The organism is Rhizobium sp. UGM030330-04 (assembly GCF_003208455.1).
Taxonomy (GTDB): domain Bacteria; phylum Pseudomonadota; class Alphaproteobacteria; order Rhizobiales; family Rhizobiaceae; genus Agrobacterium; species Agrobacterium rhizogenes_A.
The window spans coordinates 73,285-85,065 of record NZ_QKML01000016.1; the positions used below are offsets into that span (position 1 = coordinate 73,285).

The 11,781-nt window shown below is 61.0% G+C and carries 10 protein-coding genes; 6 read left to right on the forward strand and 4 right to left on the reverse strand.

From position 1 onward, the window contains the following. Nucleotides 1-163 precede the first annotated feature (163 nt). Nucleotides 164-1,999 (forward strand): ABC transporter ATP-binding protein, encoded by a 1,836-nt coding sequence (locus tag N434_RS22005; protein ID WP_110760303.1) that lies wholly within the window; start codon nt 164-166, stop codon nt 1,997-1,999. Here the strand turns inward: N434_RS22005 and N434_RS22010 are convergent. Beyond that, on the reverse strand, nt 1,996-2,625 hold the full coding sequence (locus tag N434_RS22010) for a glutathione S-transferase family protein (RefSeq protein WP_110760304.1): 630 nt from the start codon (nt 2,623-2,625) through the stop codon (nt 1,996-1,998). The genes N434_RS22005 and N434_RS22010 overlap by 4 nt on opposite strands. 1 nt (nt 2,626) lies before the next feature. After that, the gene (locus N434_RS22015; protein ID WP_065117652.1) at nt 2,627-2,992 is read right to left on the reverse strand and encodes an ArsR/SmtB family transcription factor; all 366 of its coding nucleotides are present in this window, start codon (nt 2,990-2,992) and stop codon (nt 2,627-2,629) included. 211 nt (nt 2,993-3,203) lie between these two features. On the opposite strand from N434_RS22015, the gene N434_RS22020 reads away from it, so the two are divergent. Genes N434_RS22020 through N434_RS22035 form a run of 4 tightly spaced genes read left to right on the forward strand, consistent with a single transcriptional unit; the run spans nt 3,204 to nt 8,070 of the window. After that, the gene (locus N434_RS22020) at nt 3,204-4,070 is read left to right on the forward strand and encodes an ABC transporter substrate-binding protein (RefSeq protein ID WP_110760305.1); all 867 of its coding nucleotides are present in this window, start codon (nt 3,204-3,206) and stop codon (nt 4,068-4,070) included. Next, nucleotides 4,067-5,194: an LLM class flavin-dependent oxidoreductase gene (locus tag N434_RS22025; RefSeq protein WP_110760306.1), complete on the forward strand. Its 1,128-nt coding sequence runs from the start codon at nt 4,067-4,069 to the stop codon at nt 5,192-5,194. The genes N434_RS22020 and N434_RS22025 overlap by 4 nt, the downstream gene beginning before the upstream one ends. 28 nt (nt 5,195-5,222) lie before the next feature. Further along, complete coding sequence (locus tag N434_RS22030; protein WP_110760347.1) at nt 5,223-7,055, forward strand: TRAP transporter large permease; 1,833 nt, start codon at nt 5,223-5,225, stop codon at nt 7,053-7,055. Between the two features lie 16 nt (nt 7,056-7,071). Continuing rightward, a complete protein-coding gene (locus tag N434_RS22035; protein ID WP_065117656.1) occupies nt 7,072-8,070 on the forward strand; it encodes a TRAP transporter substrate-binding protein in 999 nt (332 codons plus the stop codon). Nucleotides 8,071-8,139: 69 nt separating this feature from the next. Here N434_RS22035 and aztD read toward each other — a convergent pair whose 3' ends face one another. Further along, the gene (gene aztD, locus N434_RS22040) at nt 8,140-9,390 is read right to left on the reverse strand and encodes a zinc metallochaperone AztD (RefSeq protein ID WP_110760307.1); all 1,251 of its coding nucleotides are present in this window, start codon (nt 9,388-9,390) and stop codon (nt 8,140-8,142) included. A gap of 276 nt (nt 9,391-9,666) precedes the next feature. Then, nucleotides 9,667-11,178, reverse strand: a complete 1,512-nt coding sequence (locus N434_RS22045; protein WP_110760308.1) for an aldehyde dehydrogenase (NADP(+)) — start codon at nt 11,176-11,178, stop codon at nt 9,667-9,669. A 245-nt stretch (nt 11,179-11,423) separates the two neighbouring features. Here N434_RS22045 and N434_RS22050 point away from each other — a divergent pair, with 245 nt between their 5' ends. Further along, nucleotides 11,424-11,774: an antibiotic resistance protein VanZ gene (locus N434_RS22050; protein ID WP_236773753.1), complete on the forward strand. Its 351-nt coding sequence runs from the start codon at nt 11,424-11,426 to the stop codon at nt 11,772-11,774. Nucleotides 11,775-11,781 lie beyond the last annotated feature (7 nt).

Here is an 11,781-nt window from a genome sequence, read left to right on the forward strand (position 1 = left end):
GGAGAAGTACGCGGCAGCGGGATGAGGGGGCAAGGGTGCGGTCTATCGCTGGCGTTGCCCCCTCATCCGACCCTTCGGGCCACCTTCTCCCCCTCGGGAAGAAGAAACTCGCGGTAACTGCCCGCCCAAGCATTGCAACCAGAATAAAGAAAAGGGAACGATCATGACCATGCCGCAGGCAGCACCGCTTAGTGCCGAAGATGCCGTGCTTTCCGTCCGCAATCTCACCACGTCCTTTCACGTGGATGGCGGCTGGAAACCCGTGGTGCGTGATATTTCCTTTGATGTCGGGCCGGGCGAGACGGTTGCGATCGTCGGTGAAAGCGGTTCGGGCAAAAGCGTCACATCGCTTTCCATCATGCGGCTGCTGGATCGGGAAAGCAGCAGGGTGCAGGGTGAAATCCTGCTCGGAGGTCGCAACCTGCTCTCGCTTTCCGAAGACGCCATGCGGCGGGTGCGGGGCAATGAAGTGGCGATGATCTTTCAGGAGCCGATGACCAGCCTCAATCCGCTCTTCACCATCGGCGACCAGATTTCCGAGGCTCTGCTGTGCCATCAGCCGATGTCGAAAGCCGATGCGCGGGCAGAGACGATCCGGTTGCTGGAAAAGGTCCGCATCCCCTCCGCCGCCTCGCGTTTCGATGAATATCCGCACCGCTTTTCCGGCGGCATGCGCCAGCGCGTGATGATTGCCATGGCGCTTGCTTCCCGGCCGAAGCTCCTGATCGCCGACGAGCCGACGACGGCGCTCGATGTGACCATTCAGGGCCAGATTCTCGATCTCATCAAGACGCTTCAGGAAGAGGAGGGCACCTCCGTCCTGTTCATCACCCATGACATGGGCGTGGTGGCTGAGATCGCCGACCGTACCGTCGTCATGTATCGTGGTGAGCAGGTGGAAGTCGGCGCAACGGCGGATATCTTCCACCGCGGCAAACATCCCTATACGCGCGCGCTTTTGTCCGCCGTTCCGGTTCTCGGGTCGATGACGGGTGAGGAAAGACCGCTCCGGTTTCCCATCGTCAACACCACCACGGGTGAAACACAGGAGCCGGCGCGTCCGGCCGATACCGTTGACGCCAGCGCCCGGCCGGTGCTGAAGGTGGAGGGGCTGACCAAGCGTTTCGACATTCACTCCGGCCTGCTGGGTCGGCTCAGCGGCCGCGTCCACGCGGTGGAAAACGTGTCCTTCGATCTGAGGGCCGGGGAGACACTATCGCTGGTGGGCGAAAGCGGCTGCGGCAAGTCGACCACCGGTCGTGCCATCATGCGACTGATCGAGCCGGATGCTGGTTCGGTGGTGGTGAACGGCGAGAATATTCTCGCGCTCGACAAGATGGGCATGCGCGAAATGCGCAAGACGGTTCAGATGATCTTTCAGGACCCTTTCGCCTCGCTCAACCCGCGCATGACGGTGGGTGCGGCGATTGCCGAACCGTTTCTGGAACACCGCATGGGCAGCGCCCGCGAAGCGAAGGATGTGGTGGCCGACATGCTGGAAAAGGTCGGTCTGTCGCCCGATATGGCGGCGCGTTACCCGCACGAGTTTTCCGGCGGCCAGCGGCAGCGTATCTGCATTGCCCGCGCGCTGGCGCTGAAACCGAAGGTCATCGTCGCCGATGAAAGCGTCTCGGCGCTGGATGTCTCGATCAAGGCGCAGGTCATCAACCTGATGCTGGATCTGCAGCAAAGCCTCGATCTCGCCTTCCTGTTCATATCCCATGACATGGCGGTGGTGGAACGCGTCAGCCACCGGGTGGCGGTGATGTATCTCGGCGAGATCGTCGAAATCGGTCCGCGTGCTGCCGTCTTTGACAATCCGCAGCACGATTATACCCGCAAGCTGATGGCCGCCGTGCCGGTGCCGGACCCGGACCGCCGCAACACAAGGCGCGGTGCTGCCAATGACGAGCTGAAAAGCCCGATCCGCGCCGTTGATTATGCCGTCAAGCCGCGTGAATATCGCGAGGTTTCGCCCGGTCACCTCGTCGCCTGTTAAAGCCCCGGCACGTCCGACGTTGCGAAGGGTACGCGATAACCGCGCTTAAAACTTTCCCGCTGTCCAAGCTGGCGATACCACCGCTGTACCGCCGGAAAATCATCGAGATTGATTTTGTGGCGCGCGAAGCGGGAGACCCATGGCCAGATGGCGATATCGGCGATGGAAAAATCTCCAGCCACATATTCCCGCCCCGTTAAACGGTCGTTCAATGTCCGGTAGAGGCGCTCCACATCCGCGGCAAAACGCGTCTCGGCAAAGGGGGCCTCTCCGGCATGATAGGTCAGGAAATAATGGGCATAACCGAGTGTCGGGCCGAAATTGGCGGCCTGCCACATCAGCCATTCGGTGACAATCAGTCGCTCAGCGCAAGAGGTGGGCAGAAGCCGGCCGGCCTTTTCGGCGAGATAGAGGAGGATCGCGTTTGATTCCGTCAGGACAGTACCGTTGTCATTGTCGATGATTGCCGGAATTTTCGAGCCGGGATTGATGCGGATATAATCGGCCGCGAACTGCTCGCCCTTTTCGATGTCGATGGCGTGGCTGCGATAGGGCAGGCCGAGTTCTTCCAGCGCAACCGAGATTTTGAGGCCGTTCGGCGTGATCCAGGTGTAAAGGTCGATCATGTCAGTCGAACATCGCCTCATCCAGCGGCAAGGCGCGACGGCCTTTCTTGCCCGTCACATCGGAAAGGTCCTTGTAAAGACCGCGCAGGGTCAGAACCAGCTGGATAATGCGCGGATCGGTGACACGATAGATCACCGCCTTGCCTTCCCGCGTGCCTTCGATGATACCGGCGTCGCGCAATTCGGCTAGCTGCTGCGAAAGCGTTGGCTGCTGGATACCAAGTTCATATTCCAGTGCGGAAACGGATGCTTCCGTTTCCATGAGGTAACAGACAATGGCCAGACGGTTGGCGTTGGCGACAAGCTTCAAAAGCTCGCTCGCTTCCACCACGCTGCGGCAGATGAGATTGGAAACCGGTTTCGTCACAACTACTGGTCCCTGTTTCAGACTATAAAAAAGTAAATTGTATAGCGATAAATTTCAATGGCTTGGCGCGGGACATCTTTAGCCAGTTCCTCAATTTTTAAAATCTACAGGATTAGTAGATTTCTCTTTCGCTTTCCGGCTGAGGATCGCCAAAACATTCCTCGAAAACACTCTATAAAAAAGTAGATTGATTGCGAAATGAGGTGTCGACATGAAAATCGGGGTCCATCCCAACAATCTGCATTTACGGCTTGCCCGGCTCTGGCCCGGCGCTTTCGAGCAATTCAGTCCTGAATTCGTGACCTATCGCGAAGGACGCGATACGGCGGCTCTGCTGGAAAAGGGCGACATCCATTTCGGTGGCACCGGCTCGACGCCGCCCATTGAAGCGGATGCGCGCGGGCTTTCGGCGGTCTATATCGCCGCTTCCGCGCCGAGGCCCGCCAATGGCGCAATCCTCGTGCGGCGCGACAGCCCGATCCGCTCAGCCGCTGATCTCAAAGGAAAGCGCATTTCGCTGATTGACGGATCGTTTCACACCTATCTTCTGGCCCGCAGCCTGGAAGGGGCCGGTCTTGGTCTTTCGGATGTGACTCGGATTGAAAGCGGTGATAGCGACAGCCTGCTCGATCTCGTGGAAGGCCGTGTCGATGCCTGGGTAACGATGTCGCCACGGCTGGAAAAGGCCCTGACCCATGAGGAGATCAGCCTTCTGGTCCGTTGCGGTTCAACCATTCCCAACCGCTCGCTGTTCTGGACGCTGGCGCGTCACAATATAGCGCAGGAGACACGACAGGCGATTGCGGCCGAACTGGATCGCGTCGGTCGCGCCGTCATGGCGGATATAGACAGGGCTGCGGCGCTGCTTGCCGCCGAACCCGGCAGTGAGGGTGATGCGGCATCCTGGGCGAAGGTGCTGCGCTCACGCGATCTTTCCGTGGTGCCCGCCGCTGAAAATATCCTTGCCGAACAGCAGGAGGAGGCCGATACGCTTTACAGGCACGGCCATTTCTCTTTACCGGTTCAGACCGGGCAAAGCCCGGCCCCGCAATCAGCCAGCGTCGGAGGCGACAGATGAATGTTTTCTGGTACATGTGCGCGCCCGACGGCGCCTATCCCTGGCAGCCGGAAGGCTCCCGCAAGGTCGATCTCGGTTATTACAGGCAGCTGGCGCTGGCTTACGATCAGCTGGGTTACACCGGCGCGCTGTTTGCCACCGGCGCGCATGATGTCTGGGTTCTGGCGGGCGCGCTGCTCTCCCATACCGAGCGGCTTAAACTGCTGGTCGCCATCCATCCGGGCCTGATCGCGCCGACGCTGCTTGCCAAGATGGCGGCGACGCTTCAGGAGTTTTCGCGTGGCCGTCTGCTGATCAATGTCGTCTCTGGCGATGCGAAAATGCTCGGCGCTTACGGCATGACCATGCCGCATGACGAGCGTTACGATATGGCGGATGAATATCTGCAGATCTGGCACCGGCTTTTCGCCGGCGAGACGGTGGATTTCAAGGGGCGGCATTTCCAGACCGAGGGTGCTAAACTCGCGCTGCCGGTGGGGCAGGGCATAGAGCCGCCGCCCTTGTGGTTCGGCGGTTCTTCGGACAAGGCCATCGATGTTGCCGCCAAACATGTCGAGACCTATCTCTCCTGGGGTGAAACGCCCGATCAGATCGGCGCGAAGGTCGATCTCGTCAAGGCGCGGGCGGAACAGCTTGGCCGCGAACTGGAATATGGCATTCGGCTCTATGTCATCGTGCGTGATACCGATGAAGAGGCCTGGGCCGCCGCTGCCGACCTTTACGGGCGCATGGATGAGCGCGCGATTGCCGCCAACCAGCGTTTTGTCGGCAAGTCCGATTCCGTCGGCCAGCAGCGCATGACGGCGATGCATGGCGGGCAGAAGCCGGAAAACCTGCGCGATCTGGAAATAGCCCCCAATCTCTGGGCCGGCATCGGGCTTGTCCGTCCGGGCCCGGGAACCGCGATTGTCGGTTCACCGGATACTGTCATCCGCACGCTGAAGGCCTATAAGAAGGCGGGCGTGAACACCTTTATCCTCTCGGGCATGCCATTGCTGGAGGAAGCCTTCCGCTTCGGCGAAAAGGTCCTGCCACGCCTCGATGTATCGCGGGAAGTGTCAGCGGCGAAACAATTCACCTGGTCGACCCTGTTCGACCGCGACCTCTCGGCCAAGGCCTCCTGAGCATGGTGCGGGAGTGGAGAAGAACAACATGACGGCAAGTCCGGCAACAACAATCGCGCAACGGCGCTTCGGTCCACAACGCATGGCCGAACGGGCGCTTGCCGTTCTGGACAAGGCGCTGGGTGCGGTTGCCGCCGCCATCCTTGCGACGCTTCTTGTGGTGGTGCTGGTCAATGTCGCCCTGCGGTATCTGTTCCATACCGGTTTCATCGGCGCGGAAGATCTGGGCATCTGGCTCAATGTGGCGATGATTGCGGTCGGCGCGCCGCTCAGCCTCAAGAGCGCTCTGGCCATGCGGCTGGATGTATTCGTGCGCTTCCTGCCGGAACGCTTTCATGCCGCAACCGAAGTTCTGGCCGATGCCTTTTCCTTCGTCGCAGCTCTCATCCTCGCCTTCGGTGGGGTGGAGATTGCGGCCATGCTGGGCGGCACATCGCCAACGCTCGGTCTGCCGGAATGGGTGCGCTTCGGTTTTCTCGGTGCAGGCGGCGCGCTGATCTTTGTCTATCTGGCGCTTCAACGGGTCGGTGAAGGCAAGGCGCTTGCCGTTCTGCTTTCCGTCGCCATCGCGGTCGTTTCTTATGTCGGCCTGCCGGAAGTGTTCGTCGATACGAGCCTGCCGCCGAGCCTGTTTCTGGCACTCACGGCGGCGGTAGGGCTGGTTCTGGCCGCGCCGCTTGCCCATGCCTTCCTTGCCGCCGCCTATGTGGCGATCGCGTTCGGCAGCACCTTGCCGGAACCGGCCATCGTGTCCTCGACGGTGACGGGCATGTCGAAATTCCTGCTGCTGGCCATTCCCTTCTTCCTGCTGGCCGGAAGCCTGCTGACGGAATCAGGCGTTGCCAACCAGCTGGTTCGTTTTGCCGCCTCCATGGTCGGCCACCGGCGGGCAGGGCTGGCGCAGACGACGCTTCTGACCAGCGTGCTGTTTTCCGGCGCATCCGGCTCCTCGGTCGCCAATGCCGCCTTCGGCGCTTCCACCTTCCAGCCGGAACTGGTGAAGCACGGCTATCCGCCGGCGCAGGCGGGCGCGATCATTGCCGCTACCTCGGTGCTGGACAATGTCATTCCGCCTTCCATCGCCTTTCTCATCCTTGCAACGGCCACCAACCTGTCGGTCGGCTCGCTGCTGGTCGGCGGCTTCTTCGCGGGCGGGCTTATGGCAATCTGCCTTGCGGTGGCAATCCATCTCAGCGTGCGCAGCGTCGATACCCTGCCGCGCGCGACAGGCAGTGAACGCTGGCGTTCGGCCATTGCCGCGATACCTGCCTTCGGGCTTGGCGTCATCGTGGTGGTCGGCATCCGCATCGGCGTTGTCACCACCACGGAAGCTGCGGCCCTTGCGGCGCTCTATACGCTGTTTCTCGGCTTCGGTTACCGGCTGGGCGCGGGCCGCATTTTCGCGACCTTCCGCCAGTCGGCGGGTGAGGCGGCGGCCATCGGTCTTCTGATCGGCACGGCGGGGCCTTTCGCCTTCCTGCTGGCGGTGGACAATGTCTCCGGCCTCGTCACCGATTTTGTGACGCTTCTGGGCGGCAGCAAGATTGCGGTGCTCCTGCTTTCAAACCTCATTCTGCTCGTGGTCGGTCTGGTGCTGGATATTGGTGCTGCCATCCTGCTGTTCGGGCCGATCCTGCTGCCTGCTGCCGTGGCAGCGGGCATTGATCCCATCCATTTCGGCGTCATTCTCGTGGTCAATCTGATGATCCACGGCCTGACACCACCGCTCGGCATGTTGATCTTCGTGGTCAGCGGCGTCACCCGCATTCCGGCGACAGCACTTTTCCGGGCTGTCGTTCCCTATCTCGTCTCGCTTCTCGTTTCCCTCGCCATTTTGTGCGCCGGGGCCATTTTCTTCTAAATTTGGGGTTTCAGTCATGACTATTATCGATCGCCGCAATCTCCTCAAACTCTCCGCCATCGGCGCCGCAACGCTCGCCGCGCCGGCCTTCGTACGCACGGCAAATGCCAGAACCCGCAGCCTCACGGTTGCCTCGCTGTTTGCCGATGATAAGCCAGAGACGAAAATCTGGGTGAAGATCAGCGAGCTGGTGGAGGCAAAGCTGCCCGGCCGTTTCCGTTTCAACATCGTCAAGAGCGGTGCGCTGGGCGGGGAAAAGGAAGTGGCGGAAAATATCCGCCTGGGATCGGTTCAGGCGAGCCTTTCGACAGTCTCCTCGCTCTCCGGCTGGGTGCCGGAACTGCAGATCCTCGATCTGCCTTTTCTGTTTCGCGATGCCGACCATGTGCGCAAGGTGGTGACGGGCGAGACTGGCACTGATCTGAAGACGAAGCTCGCCGCCCAGCAATTCATCGCTGCCGATTTCATCAATTACGGCGCACGCCATCTTCTGACCAAGGAGCCGGTCACCCGGCCGGAGCAGCTGGAAGGCAAGAAGATCCGCGTCATCCAGAGCCCGCTGCACACCAAGCTGTGGAGCGCCTTCGGCACTACCCCGGTCGGTATCCCGATCACCGAGACCTATAATGCGCTGGCAACCGGCGTGGCTGATGCCATGGATCTCACCAAGTCCGCTTATGCCGGCTTCAAGCTTTACGAGGTCGTGCCTTATCTGACGGAAACCGGCCACATCTGGGCTTCAGGCGTCGTCTATTACGGTGCGACCTTCTGGAACCAGCTGGACGACGAAGAGAAGAAGGTTCTCCTGGAAGCATCGAGCGAAGGCGCGCAATATTTCAACCAGCTGATCGTCGAAGACGAAGTAAAGTCCGTCGAGCTTGCGCTCTCCAAGGGTGGCAAGGTGCTGCAGCCGGAAGCGCTGGACGAATGGCGCAAGGGCGCGCAGGGCGTCTGGCAGGATTTCTCCGGCATTGTTGGCGGCATCGAGAAGATACAGGCTGTGCAGTCGGCCTGATAATACGGCCCATCAAAATCAGGAAACCCCGTGCGTCCTTCGGGCGCACGGAGTTTCTTTTGTTCTGTATCAGTGCGAAGCGCCGGAGCCGCCAACGGCAACGATGGAATAAGGCTGGCCTTCCACCGCAAGCGTGCGGGTTTCCTTGAGGCTTTCCGCATCCACCACGCGCACCAGCGAATGGCGCGGATCGGAAATTGCGACCTGCCCGTCGGCAACGGCGAGACGCGGACGCGGATCGCGCCAATGGCCATCCTTGCTGTAGGGTTCGGTGACCTTCGCCTTGCGGGTGATGGCGCCTTCCAGCACGTCAAGCACATGCAGGTCGCCATCTTCCGTCAGGATATAGGCATTGCGCGGATTGGCGGGGTCGAGAATGAAGTCGACGCGCCGGGTCGGCAGTTCCACAAGACGGAAGGCGTCCTTGCTGTCAGGATCGATCAGGACGACCTTGTCTTCACCGTAGTTTCCAAGGAAAAACTGCATGGATTTGCCGCCGAGCAGCGTGCCGGTATAGGCTTTCGGGAAATCTTCCGGATAGGCCAGCATTTCGAGCTTCGGGCCATCCGTGCCGCCCGGCCGGGCAACGAGAATGCCTTCCTTGCAGCCAAAGGCCGCAAGCCGTGCGGATGTCGCCTCGCCGTGCAGATCGGTGCATGTCGCCTGTTCACCAACCTGCTTGCCTTCCCTGTCAAGAACGCGCAACCCGATGCGGGGCGGCAGCGTGTCGGGTTTGGTTTCGATCTGCGTGTTGGGTACGGATACCAGAACGTAACGGCCCATCGTCACTGCCACGCCGTGATGCGGGGCGGTCGTATCGACAGTGCGGACCTTTGCCTTGCCGTCCAGCAGGGCGGCCTCATCGATGATTTCAGCCTTGCCGCCACGGTCGTAGAACAGGATGGCATGGTCATCATGCGGCACGACGTGGAACGGGCGTTTGCCTTCGAAGGTAACGGGCAGCAGCGCCGCATCTTCCACATCCAGATCGCGATGTTCACCGTGGTCGGAAAAGACGATGCCGGTCTTGATCACATGCACGATATCCGAATCCGACTGTGTGGCGAAAACAGTCTTGCCTGATGCGCTGGCGGTCAGCGCCGCATAGCCCTTGAGGTCGTAGCGTCCGAGTTCCTTGCCGGTTTCGAAATTGATCGCGCGCACCACCGGCTGGGTGTGATCGGCGATGAAGAGACGCCATTCCTTGACGGTGTCGCCGCTTTCTTCCGCCTGCGCCACGCCAGAGGCCAGCGGCAGGGTGAGGGCAAGGCACGTGGCAAGCGCGCTCATGCCAAGGTGCTGTTGAAGGGAAAATCTCATGGTGTTCCTTCCAGACGTTATCATCCCCGTGCGGATAAGAACCGGTATCGGTTCTGAAGGATGACTGTAATGTTATTACGTTACGAGATTGCGTATTAGCATTACGTGCGGGGGCGATGTCAACCGATGCCGACGTCTTGGTACGGAAAAATCTGGATGGGGGCCGTGAGGCGGGGGAGGGAGGCGGGCGACGCTTCAGCGTCAGGCCGTATTTCCCGAAGGGCATAAAGCCGAATAAAAAAGGCAGGCGCATCGCTGCGCCTGCCTCCATCAGTTTTAGCGGATATCGTCGGGCAGAACGTCCGAAGGGATGTTCTGGTAGGAAACCGGACGCATGAAGCGGCGGATCGACATGGTGCCAACAGAGGTTGCGCCGAAGTTCGTCGATGCCGGGTAAGGGCCGCCATGCACCATGGCTTCGGAGACTTCCACGCCGGTCGGGAAACCGTTGGCGAGAACGCGGCCGGCCTTGCGCTCAAGGATCGGCAGCAGCTTGCGGCCAAGCTCGGCGTCGCCGCCATCCAGATGCAGCGTTGCGGTCAGCTGGCCTTCGAAGCTCTTTGCGACTTCCAGCATTTCTTCCGGGCTATCGACCGTCACGATGAGGCCGAGCGGTCCGAAGACTTCTTCGGCAAGAGCGTGGTTGGCAACCCAGTCCTTGCCGGAAACCCGGTACAGATAAGGCGTTGCATTGCGCAGGTTGCAGGTGGTGGTCAGCACGTCGCGCACGCCGTTGCCGGCGGCGATACGGTCGCGGCCGTCGCGATAGGCGGCGGCGATGCCGTCGGTCAGCATGACCTGCGGGCCGACTTCGGAAAGCGCGGCACGTGCGGTTTCAGCAACCGCATCCGCCTGCTCGGAGAGAATGACGGCGATGCCGGGATTGGTGCAGAACTGGCCCGCACCCATGGTCAGCGAACCGGCCCAGCCCTTGGCGATGGCCTCGCCACGGGCGGAAACGGCTTCCGGCAGCAGGAACATCGGGTTCACGGAACCGAGTTCGCCGAAGAAGGGGATCGGCTCGGGGCGCTGGGCGCAGAGATCGAACAGCGCGCGGCCGCCGGCGAGCGAACCGGTGAAACCGACCGCCTTGATGCGCGGATGCTGCACGAGCGCGGAACCGACATCGCGGCGGCCGCCCTGGATCAACGAGAAGACGCCGGGATGCAGATTGTGCTTCTTGACGGCGGCGAGAACGGCTTCGGCAACGATTTCGCCGGTGCCGGGATGGGCGGAATGGCCCTTGACGACGACGGGGCAGCCCGCGGCCAAAGCAGCAGCGGTGTCACCACCAGCCGTGGAGAAGGCGAGCGGGAAGTTCGATGCGCCGAAGACGGCGACGGGGCCGATCGGGCGCTGCATCAGGCGGATATCCGGGCGCGGCAGCGGCTGGCGATCCGGCAGCGCTTCGTCGTGGCGGCGATCGAGATAGTCGCCCTTGCGGATATGCGATGCAAAAAGGCGGAGCTGGCCAACGGTGCGGCCACGTTCGCCCTGCAGGCGTCCTGCGGGCAGGCCGGTCTCGGACGAGCCGATTTCGGTGATGGCGTCGGCGCGTGCTTCGATCTCATCGGCGATGGTGTCGAGGAATGCGGCGCGCTCTTCGCGGGTGGTGTAGCCATAGCTCCAGAAGGCTTCTTCAGCAGCTTCCGCAGCCTTGTTCACCAGATCGACCGTGCCGACCGAAAAATCGAAAGCCTCGCCATGTGCAGGCTCGCTGCGGAATTTTGCTTCCGTTGCGACCCATTCTCCTGCAACCAGATGTTTGCCGTGCGGCTTGAAACTCATTGTGCTCTTCCCTGAAAATCTGATCCTGCGTGGAAAATCCACCCGACACCGCGACATGGACCGAAAGGCGACAGCACAAACGCCATCAGCCGCGATCCTCGCCCGGTTGCCTTCTGCCTTAGCCCGTGCGGGGCCTGAGCGAAAGCCGGTTTCTCAACTATTTGACCAAAAAGTGTGATTAATTGGGCGAGACGTGAAAAACACCCGCTTCCGTTTACGCGCACGGCGTTTTATATGACGTCATGATGACAAATAGACTTCCGAAATACATCGCCTGGTCGGTTTTTCTGCTGATCGTGATCGTTACAATCTGCCCGATCGGCTTTCGGCCTCACACGCTGACGACGGTGGGGATAGACCGTGCCGCCGCCTTCGCTTTCTGCTCGGCGGCTTTCGTGTTTGCCTATCCGCGCCACTGGCTCGCCGTCATCGTTGCGGGCGTCACCGCGGCTTTTGGTATCGAGGCGCTGCAGTTTTTATCGCCCACACGTCATCCGCATCTGATGGACGCCGCGGTGAAAGCCGCCGGCGCCATAGCCGGTGGGCTTTTCACCATTACCTGTCTGCTGTTCAGGGGGCGACTGACCGCCGGCTGACGGGAAG